Here is a 16341-nt window from a genome sequence, read left to right on the forward strand (position 1 = left end):
AACAAATAGTACATTGTCATTCTGTGAATAGGATGGCAACTTTTGTTTTTTCGTACTTCTTCTAGCCCCGATAGAAACGGTTACCCCACAGCATGCGGTTGGCTCTTTGCCAGGGGCGAGGAGTAAAAGTGGATAGCGGGAATAAGCTCCTTATTATTGTCTGAATAGATAAATAACCCTTGCCAGTGGATAATAAGAAAACCATTCCTGGGAATAAAAATACATCACAACCGCAGTTCCGGCACATAAGAGCACAGGGAAAATATAAGATTCCGCACGGTAAGGGAGTTTTTTGGGAGTGGCTAAAACGCTGATGACAAGTAAACCTAAAGCTCCTATGGCAACGACTCCAATTTCGGGACTGTATCTGGAAGTGGTGCCAAAGTCAAAATGGGAAAGCAGAACATATCTTTGAAACATAAAAACAAGAAAACCAAAAGCCAATGTAAAAATGGCAGGAAAGAATTTTTTGAGTTTGATTAAATTAAGCGTGAGCAGAATAGCCCCGGGAATCGTACTGAAGAGAACACTGCTGACAAAAATAGTCATTCGTGAATAAAGCCTGACGGCCTCCGGATCTTCTGTAATATGGTCTTTCCAGGTTTCTATCTCTTCTGAACGTTTTGCTTCCTCTTCTTCTTCTTTATGCTGAATCAATTGCTGAACGGCTGTTTTTTCCATTTCACTGAAAATACGGCCTCTTTCTTCCAGAATTTCAAAAGCGGTCTGAACTGCTTCCGGAACAAAGCGGTTGCCTTCCTTTAGATAAGCCTCCAATTCTTTGTTGGAGAATTTTCTTAAAACATTTTTATTAACCATAAGCTGTATATAAAAGAAAGGCTGCTTCTAGTGAAACAGCCTGTTATCTTTATAAGGATTTTAATTATCCGATCTCAATACCGTTCTCAACATTGCTGTCATCCGGTGTTACGAAAGATAATTTTCCGTCTGGTTTTGTTGTCAATAATAACATTCCCTGAGACTCAATTCCTCTGATTTTTCTTGGGGCAAGGTTCAGAAGGATCATTACCTGCTTACCGATCACCTCTTCAGGTGTGAAACTTTCCGCAATCCCGGAAACAACAGTTCTTACATCTACTCCTGTGTCTACAGTAAGTTTTAGTAATTTATCTGCTTTTTCTACTTTCTCAGCTTCTAAAATGGTAGCTGTTCTAAGATCTATTTTAGTAAAGTCATCAAATGTGATCTCCTCTTTCATTGGGTTTGCGTTAGGGTTTGTTTTTTTATTGTTTTGTTTTGTGTTTTCCAGCTTTTGGATCTGAGCTTCTATGACATCATCTTCAATTTTTGAGAAAAGAAGGGAAGATTCATTGATTTGATGACCTGTCTCAATTAATACAGATTGGTTTTCAATAGTTTTCCAGTCTTTCTTCTCAACATTGAACATGTTCAATAGTTTTTCAGAGCTGAAAGGCATGAAAGGTTCGCATAACTGAGCTAAAGCAACAGCAATTTGTGCTCCAACAAATAAAGATTGAGCTGCTTTTTCCGGGTTATCTTTAATGGTTTTCCAAGGTTCTTCTGTCTGAAGATACTGGTTTCCAAAACGGGCAAGATTCATTAAGGCTGTCAAAGAATTTCTGAACTCATAATTTTCAAGGAATTCGGAAATTTCTTTTGCCGATTTACTTATTTCCTGCAGTTCAGGGCTGTTTGCATCACCTTGTGGAACAACGCCGTTATAATATTTATGAATAAGAACGGCAACTCTATTAATAAAGTTTCCGAAGATCCCTACCAATTCAGAATTATTCTTAGTCTGGAAATCTTTCCATGTAAAGTTATTATCCTTTGTTTCTGGAGCAGATGAAAGAAGTGCATATCTTAAAACATCCTGCTGCCCAGGGAAATCTTCCACATATTCATGAGCCCATACTGCCCAGTTTCTTGATGTTGAGATCTTATCATTCTCAAGGTTCAGGAATTCAAAAGCAGGAACATTAGCCGGCATGATGTAATCACCGTGCGCCTTCATCATTGAAGGGAAAATAATACAGTGGAATACAATATTATCCTTTCCGATAAAGTGTACCAGGTCACTGTCTTCACTCTGCCAGTAATCTTTCCAGTCTTTTCCGTTTTTCTCTGCCCACTCTTTGGTGAAAGAGATATACCCGATAGGAGCATCAAACCACACATATAGTACTTTTCCTTCAGCATTCGGAAGCGGAACCGGAACACCCCAGTTCAGGTCTCTGGTCATGGCACGAGGCTTAAGACCGTCATTCAGCCATGATTTAACCTGTCCGTATACGTTAGGTTTCCAGTCATCTTTATGGCCTTCAATGATCCATTCGTTTAAGAAATCTTCATATTCATTTAATGGCAGATACCAGTTTTTCGTTTCTTTTAGGATAGGAACATTTCCGCTAAGCATTGATTTCGGATTGATCAGCTCAGAAGGGGAAAGGGTAGTACCGCATTTCTCACACTGGTCTCCGTAAGCATTTTCATTACCACAGTTAGGGCATGTTCCTACAATATAGCGGTCAGCAAGGAATTCTCCTGCCTGTTCATCAAAATACTGCTCAGAAACTTCCTCTGTGAATTTTCCTTTTTCATATAAAACCTTAAAGAAATCCTGGCTGGTTTCATAATGTTTTTTAGACGTGGTTCTTGAATATTCATCAAATGAAATTCCAAGGTCAGAAAAAGACTTTTTGATGATTTCGTGATATTTGTCAACGATATCCTGAGGAGTTACTCCTTCTTTTTTAGCTCTTATGGTAATAGGAATGCCGTGCTCATCCGAACCACAGATAAACGCTACATCTTTTCCTAATCTTCTCTGAAATCTTGCGTAAACATCCGCAGGAATATAAACACCTGCCAAATGTCCTATATGAACCGGTCCGTTTGCATAAGGCAAAGCTGCCGTAATCATCTTTCTGTTTGACATTTATAGTAAAGTTTTAACTGCAAAGATAAGGAATATCTGTTGAATACCGCTATTGGAGGTATTATTATGATGCAGAATACGGTTTTCAGAGGCTGAACATGAAATAAAGTTAAACAATTGTTTAACATTTTGTTAATTTAAAATAAATATTATGCAAAGCATAAGACGTTGTAAAATATTGGGCTTTAAAAAACTAACTAAAATGGGTTTCGTAATATACATAATTTTAACTAAAATTATATTAAATTTATAATAATTCTAATTTTTTTTTAAATTGCGAGTCTGGCTCTAGGCTAAAATAAGACTGAAAAACGAAACTATAAAAAAATAAGATTGTGAAGAATTTTACAACAGTATTAAAAATCGCGCCCGCTTTTTTACTGGCCAGTACAGTAATACATGCGCAGAAAAAGGACTCTCTTCCTCAGGAGAAAAAGATTGATGAGGTTGTACTGATCGGGTATGGAAAGCAGAAAAAATCTGATCTTACCGGTTCTATAACTTCTGTCACGGCTAAAGACTTCAACGGAGGAGCAACTTCTGCAGGGCAACTGATCCAGGGTAAAACGCCAGGGGTACAGATTACCAATAACAGTGGAGCCCCGGGATCCGGAACAAAAATAAGAATCAGAGGTACCTCTTCTTTAAGTGGAGAAAATTCTCCTTTGATTGTAATTGACGGAGTTCCTCAGGATTTTGTTGGAATGAATGGAGTTTCTGACCCGTTATCATTAATCAACCCAAATGATATTGAAACGTTTGATATCCTGAAAGATGCTTCTGCTACTGCTATCTATGGTAACAGGGCTTCTAATGGTGTTATTCTTATTACAACCAAGAAAGGAACAGCAGGAAAGTTCAAAGTGAACTTCTCAACCGTTACCTCGGTATCTACTAAAATGGGAAAGGTAGACGTATTGAATGCTCAGGAATTTAGAGATTTTGTTAATACATACGCACCTGCTGGTTATAAAACGAAACTTGGGAATGCCAATACTGACTGGCAGGATCAAATTTACCAAGCGGCATGGGGAACCGATAATAATGTAGCTCTTTCCGGAGGTATTAAAGGATTACCATACCGTTTATCATTAGGATATAATGAACAGAACGGTATTGTAAAATCAAATTCTTTCAGAAGAACTTCTGTGGGGTTGAACTTAAATCCTAAATTCTTTGACAATCATTTATCAGTGAATGTAAATGCAAAAGGGACATTTACAGATAATAGGTTTGTAGATCCCGGAGTTATCAAAGCAGCCACATATTTTGATCCCACTCAGCCTGTGTATGATAATGTGAATGTTGTGCCAGGTAATGGAGGATATTATGAATGGTTTGTATCAGAAAGTCAGAATGGTCAGATGGTGAATAAGCTTAATGGTAATGCGAATGCAAATCCTTTATCGATGATTAATGCTGTTCGCGATGTTTCTTCAGTTACCAGAGGTCTTGGAAATATTCAATTAGATTATAAATTTCATTTCCTTCCGGATTTACACTTTAATGTCAATGCCGGGTATGACTATACAAAGAGTGAAGGACATAAATTTAAAGATGGCAGATATAAATCAGGTTTTGATGATAAGGGAAGTTCGAATTTCTATTCTATGGAAAAGAAGAATAAGCTTTTGGAAACCTATTTTAATTATGTGAAAAATATCAATGCAATCAATACAGGAGTAGATATTACAGCGGGATATTCTTATCAGGATTTTAATATTTCAATTCCGGGAGCTCTTACATATAGAGGAACCGGAATTAACTCGCAGGATCTTGATTTTAAAACCCAGAATACCTTGATTTCCTTCTATGGAAGAGCTATTTTTACAATAGCTAATAAATATATTATTTCAGGATCAGTTCGTAAGGATGGTTCATCAAGATTCTTTAACGGAACAAGAGATAATGTATGGGGTGTTTTCCCGGGAGTTTCTTTGGCCTGGAAACTTAATGAAGAAGGTTTTATCAAAAATATCTCTTCAATCAGTACTCTAAAGTTGAGAGCAGGATGGGGAAAAACTGGGCAGCAGGAATTACCAGCTCTGGGAATTAATGGGAATAAGCCCAATAATTACCCGGCATTTGCAGCCTATAATCCAAGTTATCCGGGAGCGGGTTATCAGTTCGGGAATGAATTTTATTTTATGTTCAGACCTGCCAATTACAATCCGAATCTTACCTGGGAAACTACAACAACTAAAAACTTAGGATTGGATTTTGGCTTTAATAAAAACCGGATTACCGGTTCAGTAGATATATTCAGAAAAGATACCAAGGACCTTCTTGTATATGCTGATGAGCCAGCAGGTGGTTTGAGCAATGCGAGTTGGCAGAATGTGGGAGATATGAAAAATGAAGGGATTGAAGGGAGTATTACAGTGATTCCGGTAAAAAATCAGAATACAACATGGGAAGTAAGCTTTAATGCTACCCATTACAAACCGGTAATTACCAAACTTAAAGACAGAGCTGATGAGTTTTTCAATATGGAAGTCGGCGGCATAGAAGGTGCTGCTGGAAATAGAATTCAGGCTCACGCTGTAGGACATGCTCCTAATTCCTTCTGGGTGTACCAACAGGTATATGATGCTAATGGAAAACCGGTTGACGGGGCTTATGTAGATAGAAACGGAGATGGAGTAATCAATACAAGAGATATGTATTATTATAAGTCTACTACTCCTGATGCTATTTTAGGTTTCTCTACCAAGGTGTCACATAAGAACTGGGATTTTGCCTTAAGTGCAAGAGCCGTACTGGGAAATTATGTGTATAATAATGCTGCTTCAAACAGTTCTTTACAGTCTGCATCTACCAACGAATATCTTCAGAATGTATTTGCCACTGCGCCGAAATATCAGTTTTCTGTTCCTCAGTATAAATCGGATATTTATGTAGAGAATGCTTCATTCCTGAGATTAGACAATATCAATATCGGGTATAATTTCGGCGAAGTTTTTTCTAAAGGAAGTAATCTGAAAATATACGGTATGGCACAGAATGTTTTTGTGATTACAAAATATTCAGGAGTAGATCCTGAAGTTTTTGGAGGAATAGACAATGGTTATTATCAGATGCCTAGAATTTATTCTTTAGGTTTTAACTTTCAATTTTAAATAAGAATCCAATGAAACTAAATAGAATTAAACTTAAAAATATAGTATTGCCTCTTTCAGCAGTATTTTTACTGACTGCCACATCTTGTATTAAAGATCTTGAAAGAGAACCTCTCACAGATGTTACTTCGGCAAGTATTTATAAAGATTTTGGCAACTATAAAAATGTTCTGGCAAAACTTTACGGAGGCCTTGCCATGGGAGGACAGATCAGTGGGGACGGAGATCAGCCCGACAGTGATATCAACGGAATCAATGGTGGCTTTTCTCAGTATACAAGACTGATGTACAATTTAAATGTTGTGACAACTGATGAAGCGGTCATTGGATGGAATGATGGAAACCTTCACACGTTACACAAAATGACATGGGATGCTTCCAACGAATTTATTGCTGCCATGTACTACAGAGTGTATACGGAAATAGCTTTTTGTAATGAATTCTTAAGAAATGTGACAGATGAAAAGTTAGCAGCCAATAATATCACTGGTGATAATCTTGTTCAGGCAAAACTAATGAGAGCAGAGGCTCGTTTCCTGCGTGCACAATCCTACTATCATGCAATTGATATGTTTGGGAATGTCCCTTTTGTGGATGAATCATACTTACCGGGTTCTATCAATCCGCCACAAAGGATAGAAAGAAAAGCATTATTTAATTATATAGAGTCAGAATTACTTGCCGTAGCAGGAGAATTAAAAGATCCTAAAACCAACGAATACGGCAGAGCAGATAAAGCGGCTGCATGGTCATTATTGGCAAAATTATATTTAAATGCAGAAGTGTATACGGGAACACAGAGAAATACAGACTGTATTACATACTGTAACAAAGTAATTGCGGCAGGGTATTCTTTAAAACCAACGTATGGAGATTTGTTTCTTGCGGATAACAATATCAATAACCCAGAGCAGATTTTAAGTGTAAACTTTGACGGTATCAATACACAAACCAACGGAGGGACCACTTTTTTGGTGCATGCTGCAGTGGGGGGAACAATGGCTTCTTCTGATTTTGGAATTAATGTCGGATGGGGAGGTATTAGGACTACGAAAGCCTTTGTAGGATTGTTTCCTGCCAATGGAAGTGATAAAAGAGGAAGATTCTATACATCTGGTCAGAATCTTGAAATTAATGATTTAGGATCATTCACAGATGGTTATGCTTTTATCAAATTTAAAAATGTTAAAAGTAATGGATCTGCTGGTGCTCATACCAACTGGGTTGAGGCTGATATCCCGTTATACCGTTTAGCTGATATCTATCTGATGTATGCGGAAGCCGTATTGAGAGGGGGTGCTGGAGGTAATCAGGCGACGGCAATCGGTTACATCAATCAGCTGAGACAACGTGCCTATGGAGATACAAGTGGAAATATTTCTTCTATCAATCTGAATTTCATTTTAGATGAAAGAGCCAGAGAATTGTCTTGGGAGATGACCAGACGAAGTGATCTTATCCGTTTCAATAAATTCACTACAGGAGATTATCTATGGCCATGGAAAGGTAATGTGAAAGATGGTAAAGCTGTGGAAAGTTACAGAAACCTTTTCCCGATTCCAGCGAAGGATATCGTAGCCAACCCTAACCTGGTTCAGAATCCTGGATATTAATTTAAAATCCTGTTAAAAATGAAAAAATTATTCAAAATATTAGCCTTGGTTTTTACCGGACTTTTAGTTTTTTCTTGTGAAAAAGATGAAGATCAAGCGGTTATCAATGAGACGTCTGCCGGCAAAATATCTGCTGATAAAAGTTCGGTGGTCCTTAATGAGCTTAATGCCAATGATGCCGTGATCACTTTTACATGGACAAAACCAACCTTTAATATTGCAGTCGTTCCTACGCAAAAAGTAGAATTCGGCATTAAAGGAGATGGTTTCAAAAAAAGCGCTGCTATTGACTTTTCCAATGATATGACTTCAGGTGTTGTTACGCATGCAGCAATGAATGCAGCAATGTTTTCTATTGGAGCAGTACCGGATGTTGTGAATGATATTGAGGTAAGATTGAAAACTTCTGTAGGATCAGCAGCTTTTTATTCTAATGTTGTAGCTATTAAAGTAACACCTTATACTCCAAATCCAGATTTGGTTTATCCTAAGATCAATGTTCCCGGCAGCTATGCTGGAGCAGCTGGCTATGCCAACTGGACTCCGGCCAACTCGCCGAATTTGTTCTCTCCTGGAAAGAATGATGAATACAGAGGGTTTATCTGGATCAATACTGTTGCTGGGGTTGAAGATGGAAAATATAAATTTGCGATCAACCAGGACTGGCCAGGAAATAAAGGTGATGATGGAACCAAAACAGGAAAATTAAAAGCTGATGGAGATAATATAAAAGCGCCAGCTGCAGGAACGTATTATATTAAGGTGAATTGGGCTGCAAACACTTACTCATCAGTTATTGCAAACTTCGGCGTTATCGGGGATGCAACACCTACAGGTTGGGGATCAGATACGGATTTTGTATATAATCCTGCAACCAAAACGTTTGTGATCAGTTCAATTGCATTATCCAGTACCGGAGTATTTAAATTCAGAGCCAATGATGATTGGGCCATGAAGTTCCAGCCAAAAGATGCAGATCAGACTTTGGTTTCAGGGACAGGTGTTCAATCTTATTTAAGTTCAGAAGGAACTGTTACAGGAGATCCTGCATACAAAGTTTCACAGGCAGGTAATTATAAAATTGAACTGGATCTGCACAATTCAGCATATTACAAATTAACCGTTACTAAATTGTAAAATAAAATTAAAAATAAGGCAAAGTGCTGCTTTACTGCAGCACTTTATTTTTTAAGTTAATAAATAGTCATTATGAAGAAAATTACAGTTGGAGCGCTTTTGCTCTCAATGATGTTTACAGGGGTGAAAGCACAATCTTTAAAATCTCCTGACGGGAAATTCGAAATGAATTTTCAGTTGAAAGAAGGAGTACCTTACTACAACCTGAAATACAATGGTGCGGTAGTGGTTGAAGATTCTAAATTGGGATTGAGATTATTTAAAGACACAGCTATAAAGTTCGCTTCCGAGATCGCTAAACCGGAAGATGCAAAATACGATCTGAATAACGGTTTTGCAAAGACAGATGAAAAAAGAGACTCCAAAAATGAAACCTGGCAGCCGGTTTTAGGAGAAAAGAAAAATTATATCAATCATTACAACGAACTGGCGGTTACCCTGAATCAGGCTTCTACAGACAGAAGTATTGTGGTAAAGTTCAGATTGTTTAATGATGGGCTTGGATTCCGTTATGAATTCCCACAGCAAAAGAACCTTAATTATTTTGTGATCAGAGAAGAAGATTCTGAAATCGATTTCCCTACCGATATGAAGGCATGGTGGATCGTGGCAGATTATGACTCTCAGGAATATCAGTATCAGGAAACCAAAGTATCTGAAATTCCTTCAAAATGGGATAAAGCATACGATGCAAATGCCTCTCAGTCATTGGTGAAAAATGCTGTTCAGTCTCCGTTGATGCTTAAAAAAGAAGGAAAAGAGCCTTTGTATATCAATGTGGCAGAAGCTGCGGTATTGGATTATCCGGCCTCACATCTTGAGGTAGATGCCCAGAATTATAAATTCAAAACACATTTGACTGCTGACAGACAGGGAGCGAAAGGATATATTCAGACTCCTTCGGTGACTCCGTGGAGAACCATTATTGTAGCGCCGAAAGCAGAACAGGTGATGGATTCCAAAATGATCTTTAACCTGAATGAGCCTACAAAATATACAGATACTTCTTACATTCACCCTACAAAATATATGGGAGTATGGTGGGAGATGATCATCGGAAAATCTCAATGGGCATATTCTACAGCAGAAAATGTACATTTAGGTAAAACAGATTTTACGAAGCTGACGCCCAACGGAAAACATGCAGCCAATAATACAAAAGTAAAAGAATACATTGATTTTGCTGCAGAAAACGGATTCCAGGGATTATTGATTGAAGGTTGGAACATCGGTTGGGAAGACTGGTTCGGGCACTCCAAAGAATTTGTTTTCGATTTCATTACCCCTTATCCGGATTTTGATATCAAAATGCTGAATGAATATGCACATTCAAAGGGAATTAAGCTGATCATGCACCATGAAACTTCTGGTTCTGCAACAAACTATGAGAGATGGGCAGACAAAGCTTTCCAGACAATGAAAAAATATGGATATGATGCCGTAAAAACCGGATATGTAGGAGATATTATTCCGAGAGGAGAACATCATTATTCTCAATGGACAATTAACCATTACTATAGAATTGCAGAAAAAGCAAATGACTACAAAATCATGGTTAATTCCCACGAATCTGTGCGCCCTACAGGAGAAAGCCGTACTTATCCTAACTATATTTCCGCAGAAGCAGCCCGTGGAACGGAATATGAAGCATTTGGAGGTAATAAACCTGACCACCAGACAGTTCTTCCTTTCACAAGATGGATGGGAGGATCCATGGACTATACCCCAGGAATTTTCCAGACGAAACTTGACTATTATTTCCCTGGAGATAAGCGTTTTGTAAAAACTACTCTGGCGAAGCAGCTTGCTCTTTATGTAACAATGTACATGCCGCTTCAGATGGCTGCAGATCTGCCTGAAAACTATAAAAAGCATATGGATGCATTCCAGTTTATCAAGGATGTTTCAGCAGATTGGGATGATACAAAGATCTTATCTGCGGAGCCGGGAGACTATGTGATCACAGCAAGAAAAGCAAAAGGAACTGAAAATTGGTTTGTGGGAGGGATTACCGATGAAAACAAACGTGAGTATACAGTAGATTTCTCGTTTCTGGATAAAGGAAAAAAATACGAAGCAACGATCTATGAAGATGGAAAAGATGCTGATTATATTGATAATCCTCAAAGCTATAACATCTATAAAAAAGAGATTACAAGCAAGTCAAAAATTAATTTTAAAATGGTAAGAAGCGGTGGTTTTGCAGTTTCTATCAAGCCAATAAAATAATTTTTAACGATACACTAAAGTGCCCCGGTTCAAGTTTTTCAAAACCGGGGTATTTTTTTACAGCTACTTATCCTCCGCATGCTGAATGAATTGGGGATATTGGTTCTCAGATTCTGCTGCCGGCTCGTTTACTTGAACTGGAACTTTGTTCTTTTTCTTTTCCTTATATTCTTTCTGATACTGTTTTACCGTTTTTCCGGTCCCATCATGCCTCCATCCCGGAGAATAGAAAAGATATTTCAATCGGGTTTTAAAAGAAAGCCCGGGCTGTCTGAGATCTTTTCCTATTCTTCTCCATTCATAGAATAGGGTAGTTGCAGGATCTTTTGACTCCATTTTAGGATAAATGCCATATTTTACAGGAACTTCAGGATCTTCTTTTTCAAATGTTCCGAAGATTTTATCCCAGATAATCAAGCCCATTCCCATATTGCGGTCCAGGTATTTGATATTGCAGGCATGATGTACCCTGTGATGGGAAGGCGTAACCAGAATGTATTCTAAAAATCCCATACTCTTAATCGATTGGGTGTGTACAAAGGTACCATAGATCTGAATAGAAGAATAAGCCACCAGAATATGCCATGGATGAAAGCCCATGAATGCTAATGGAGAAAAAAACAGGTATCGGTATAATGGCTGAAATACAGGGCTTCTGAATCCTGTACTGATATTGAAATAATCAGAATTATGATGCGTAATATGTACCGCCCAGAAAACACGGGAGTGATGATCCACATAATGATGAACATAATAGGCAAAATCCTGGGCCAGGAATACTGCAATCCAATACCATATTCCCTCCTGCCAGTCGAAAAGACGGTGCTGGTAAAAAAACATCATAACAAATAAAGAGAAACCTTTCATGATGATGTCTAATCCATAATTAAGCAAGGCGAAAAGTACATTTGTTGCAACATCTTTAGTCTCATAGATTTTTTCCTTATTAAAGTGGCTGTAACCCATTTCCAGGAAAATAATTGCAGCAAACACAGGAATTGTCCATGTGTAAACAACATCTGGTCCCTCTGTTTTGAACATATTGCTGAAATCAAACATTTTTTCTGTAAAGCTAAAGATAAATAAAATTGAAAATCAACTTTTCACATGAATTTTTTGTAAAAAAATTAATTATTCTTTGTAAAATTCGGAATAAGAATATTTCATTCTGAAATTCTGAATGAATGAGGATCAAAAAAGAGACTTTCCACTACATTTTTAAATGTATATATGAAAATTTAATGCTAAATTGAACACTAATATGAAGACAATATTTGCAGCATTCGCTCTTTCCATAGCTTCTGCCGCTTTTTCCCAAAAAAACCTGGAAAGAGTAGAGCCGGCTTTCTGGTGGAAAGGGATGAAAAATCCTGAACTTCAGATTCTTGTTTATGGAAAAGAAGTTGCCAATAATGAGATTACACTATCAGATGGAATACACATCAAGGACATTCAGAAAGTGGATAATCCCAATTATGTTTTTATTACGGTCAATACCAATGAAATAAACATTCCGAAGTTCATCATCAATATTAAAAAAGGTAAAAAGAACCTCGGCTCATACACGTATGAATTGAAGCAAAGAAATCCGGGATCAGCCAACCGTGAGTCTTTTACCTCAAAAGACTTTATGTATCTGATCATGCCTGACCGCTTTGCCAATGGTGATGAGAAGAATGATTCAAAACCGGAACTGACAGAAAAAGCAGATCGCAGCCTGCCCAATGGAAGACATGGCGGAGACCTTCAGGGAATCATCAGCCATCTTGATTATATTCAGAACCTGGGAGCTACTGCTGTCTGGCTCACTCCTGTGAATGAGGACAACGAAAAAGTGTACTCCTATCACGGCTATGCCCAGACCGATCTGTATAAAATAGATGCCCGCTTCGGAACCAATGAAGATTATAAAAAATTATCTCAGGAACTGAACAAACGAAATATGAAGCTGGTGATGGATTATGTAACCAATCATTGGGGAGGTTCACACTGGATGATCAAAGATCTTCCTTCAAAAGACTGGATTCATTGGTTTGATGAAGGTGAAAAAGGATTCAAACGTTCCAATTATAAAACGACAACGCAATTTGATACCAATGCCTCTGATATTGATAAAAAATATGCATTGAACGGATGGTTTGATACGACAATGCCCGACATTAATCAGAAAAATCCGCTGGTTTTGAAATATCTGACACAAAATGCAATCTGGTGGATCGAATATGCCGAATTGGGAGGATTTCGGGTAGATACTTATCCTTACAATGATAAAGATGCTATGGCAAAATGGGCTAAAGCAATTACGGATGAATACCCGAAATTCAATATTGTTGGAGAAACCTGGCTTTATACGGCAGCGCAAATTGCCGCCTGGCAGAAAAATTCGAAAATAGGAGAAATAGAAGGCTATAATTCAAACTTACCATCGGTGATGGATTTTATGTTGTTTGGAAATATGTCTAAGGCTCTTAAAGAAAAAGAAAGCTGGGATAAAGGAATGATCAGAATTTACGATTCCTTTACCAGTGATTTCCTTTATCCGGATATTAATAACACTTTAGTGTTTTTTGAAAATCATGATACTGAAAGATGGAATGAAATCTTTAATGCCAACCCTGACGCTTATAAAATAGGACTTACCCTGATCTCAACAGTAAGAGGGATTCCTCAGATTTATTACGGATCAGAAATAGGAATGAGGGGAGATAAAAAAACAGGAGGTGATGCTGATATCCGCAGGGATTTTCCGGGAGGCTGGACGTCCGATCAACAAAATGCATTTAATCCATCCACGCAAACTCCGGAGCAGAAAGAATTCTTCCGGTTTACTCAGAAATTATTGAACTGGAGAAAAGGGAAGGAAGTGATTCATAACGGGAAAACTAAAAATTTCATTCCCAAGGATGGCGTTTTTGTGTATTTCAGATATAATGAAAAAGAAAGTGTAATGGTGGTGATCAACAATAATGAAAAAGAACAGACGATAGACTTGAAACGGTTTGCAGAATCACTTAATGGATTTACAAAAGGAAAAGAAATTATTTCAGAAAAAGAAATTTTATTACAAAACAGCATGAATATTCCTGCAAAAACCCCGTTGATTATTGAACTGGAAAAATAATTATTACATATGAAAAAACTAACGACTGCTTATACATTCATCCTTTTTTTACTGGGATTCTCCTTATTGGAAGCACAGTCGAAGACCGGATTTGAAAAAGAGAAATCAGAAATCATGGTCATGCTTGATGCCTTCAATGCAGCTGCTGCAAAAGCGGATTACAATGCCTATTTTAATCTCTTTGCGGATGAGTCTACCTTCATTGGAACAGATGCTACTGAAATCTGGAATAAAAAAGCATTTATGGTATGGGCAAAACCTTATTTTGATAAAAAGAAAACCTGGAATTTTAAAGCACTGAAAAGAAATATTTACTTCAGTAAAGATGGAAAACTGGCGTGGTTCGATGAATTACTGGATACCCAGATGAAAATTTGCAGAGGTTCAGGTGTATTAGAAAAAATCAACGGAAACTGGAAGGTAAAGCAATATGTACTTTCCATGACAGTTCCGAATGAAGTGGTGGATAAAGTAGTTCCTGAAAAAGCACCTATCGAGGATGTATTAATTCAAAAGCTGAAATCATAATGGCAGAAATGTTAGGAAAATATGGTGCGGACCCGTTTGGAAGAAGAAAAAAGCCGGATTTATCCATCCTTCAGATTATCAATATGAGTATGGGGTTTTTGGGAATCCAGATGGCGTTCGGGTTACAAAATGGGAACGCAAGCCGTATTCTGGGTAATTTAGGAGCAGACGTACATGAATTATCATGGTTCTGGCTGGTGGCACCTGTTACAGGGTTGATTATCCAGCCCATTATCGGACATATGGGAGACAATACATGGAGCCCGTTAGGAAGACGAAAGCCTTATTTCCTGATTGGAGCTGTTTTGTGTGCAATAGGATTAGTTTTACTTCCTAATGCCGCTTCCGTCACTCAGATGTTTGCGGCCAACGCTCTTTTATTAGCAGTAATATTTCTTGCAATGATGGATGCTTCGGTGAATATTGCAATGGAACCTTTCAGGGCTTTGGTAGGGGACATGCTCCCTAAACATCAGGGAACAATAGGGTTCTCGGTACAAACCATTTTAATTGGAATTGGGGCGGTACTGGGTTCATATTTACCGGACTGGTTAACAAAAATGGGGATTTCCAATGAAGCTCCAGCAGGATTTGTAGCAGATAATGTCATTTACTCCTTTTATATTGGTGCAGGACTACTGATCATATCAATTCTGTATACCATCATGACTACCAGAGAGTATTCACCACAGGAATTTGCTGATTTTGAAGATGGAAAAGAAATTGAAAAACAGGAGTCTAAGTTTTCAGATATTTTCAAAGACTTTGCTGCAATCCCTTCGCAGATGAAAAAGCTGGGAATTGTTCAGTTCTTTTCATGGTTTGCCTTATTTACCATGTGGGTATTTACTACCAGTGCTCTGGCGACTCATCATTTTGGTCTTTCTCCGGAGGATACCCACTCCAAAGCATTTAATGATGCAGGCGACCTTACCGGAAAGCTTTTTGGAATGTATAATCTTTGGGCAATCCCGTTTGCATTTCTGTTGACTCCAATTGCTAAACTGATCGGTAAAAAGCAGACTCATGCTTTGGCTTTATTGTGCGGAGGGCTGGGACTTGTTTCAATGTATTTCATTAAAGATGTCAGCAATCTGTGGATCTCAATGATCGGACTGGGTTTTGCCTGGGCGAGTATTCTGGCTATGCCTTATGCTATGCTTATTGAGGTAATTCCACAGAGAAAAATGGGGGTTTATATGGGAATATTCAACTTCTTTATTGTAATTCCGCAGATCATCAATGGTCTGTTTGGGGGTCCTGTTGTAAGCAGTATTTTCGGAAAACAGGCTATGGATTATGTTGTGGTAGGAGGAGTTTGTATGCTTATTGGAGCTGTAGTGACTATGATTTTTATTAAATCTGAAGAGGAAACTCCTAAGGAAATTGAAGAGGAAATCAAACAGATTCACTTTTAAAAAATTATCTGTTTTGAATTTAAATACCAATAGAGCGGGCTTTAGCCCGCTTTTTTTGATATCTAGATCAATCTGTTTTAGTCCAAATTTTAAATTTCAAGTTTAAAATTTAGTTTTCAAAAATCCTTTATCGGAAAAATAGATCATTTTACTCACTTGCCGTTCTGCTTTTATCAATTATTTATATAATCAATTGAAATTTAACATTTTGTTAAGCTCTCTCTGCTTTTTTAATCTCTAACTTAGATATACCAAA

General features: G+C 37.8%; 10 protein-coding genes. 7 read left to right on the forward strand and 3 right to left on the reverse strand.

All coding sequences use genetic code 11. The features are described 5' to 3' along the window. Positions 1 to 153: 153 nt before the first annotated feature. Both CRS_RS19745 and metG read right to left on the reverse strand, forming a co-directional pair. Positions 154 to 819, reverse strand: coding sequence for a hypothetical protein (locus CRS_RS19745; protein WP_142725667.1), 666 nt, complete (start codon positions 817 to 819; stop codon positions 154 to 156). Between the two features lie 64 nt (positions 820 to 883). Continuing rightward, positions 884 to 2920 carry a methionine--tRNA ligase gene (gene metG / locus CRS_RS19750; RefSeq protein WP_142725668.1) on the reverse strand — a complete coding sequence of 679 codons (2037 nt, stop codon included), beginning with the start codon at positions 2918 to 2920 and terminating at the stop codon, positions 884 to 886. A 335-nt stretch (positions 2921 to 3255) separates the two neighbouring features. Here metG and CRS_RS19755 point away from each other — a divergent pair, with 335 nt between their 5' ends. From CRS_RS19755 to CRS_RS19770, 4 genes are all read left to right on the forward strand, one after another. Continuing rightward, a complete protein-coding gene (locus tag CRS_RS19755) occupies positions 3256 to 6039 on the forward strand; it encodes a SusC/RagA family TonB-linked outer membrane protein (RefSeq protein ID WP_142725669.1) in 2784 nt (927 codons plus the stop codon). 11 nt (positions 6040 to 6050) lie between these two features. After that, positions 6051 to 7652, forward strand: coding sequence for a RagB/SusD family nutrient uptake outer membrane protein (locus tag CRS_RS19760; protein WP_142725670.1), 1602 nt, complete (start codon positions 6051 to 6053; stop codon positions 7650 to 7652). A gap of 18 nt (positions 7653 to 7670) precedes the next feature. Further along, entirely contained in the window at positions 7671 to 8789 is a 1119-nt protein-coding gene (locus CRS_RS19765; protein WP_142725671.1) for a SusE domain-containing protein, read from the forward strand. A gap of 72 nt (positions 8790 to 8861) precedes the next feature. Then, positions 8862 to 11018 (forward strand): glycoside hydrolase family 97 protein, encoded by a 2157-nt coding sequence (locus tag CRS_RS19770; protein ID WP_142725672.1) that lies wholly within the window; start codon positions 8862 to 8864, stop codon positions 11016 to 11018. A gap of 63 nt (positions 11019 to 11081) precedes the next feature. On the opposite strand, the gene CRS_RS19775 is transcribed toward CRS_RS19770, so the two are convergent. Then, a complete protein-coding gene (locus tag CRS_RS19775) occupies positions 11082 to 12077 on the reverse strand; it encodes a sterol desaturase family protein (protein ID WP_142725673.1) in 996 nt (331 codons plus the stop codon). Positions 12078 to 12279: 202 nt separating this feature from the next. Between CRS_RS19775 and CRS_RS19780 the strand changes: the two genes are divergently transcribed. From CRS_RS19780 to CRS_RS19790, 3 genes are read left to right on the forward strand one after another with little or no spacing between them, the layout of a single operon-like run. Next, on the forward strand, positions 12280 to 14139 hold the full coding sequence (locus CRS_RS19780) for a glycoside hydrolase family 13 protein (RefSeq protein WP_142725674.1): 1860 nt from the start codon (positions 12280 to 12282) through the stop codon (positions 14137 to 14139). Positions 14140 to 14148: 9 nt separating this feature from the next. After that, positions 14149 to 14667, forward strand: coding sequence for a nuclear transport factor 2 family protein (locus CRS_RS19785; protein WP_172617117.1), 519 nt, complete (start codon positions 14149 to 14151; stop codon positions 14665 to 14667). Beyond that, positions 14667 to 16085 (forward strand): MFS transporter, encoded by a 1419-nt coding sequence (locus CRS_RS19790; protein WP_228451304.1) that lies wholly within the window; start codon positions 14667 to 14669, stop codon positions 16083 to 16085. The genes CRS_RS19785 and CRS_RS19790 overlap by 1 nt, the downstream gene beginning before the upstream one ends. Positions 16086 to 16341: the final 256 nt, after the last annotated feature.

The organism is Chryseobacterium sp. ON_d1, assembly GCF_006829085.1.
Taxonomy (GTDB): domain Bacteria; phylum Bacteroidota; class Bacteroidia; order Flavobacteriales; family Weeksellaceae; genus Chryseobacterium.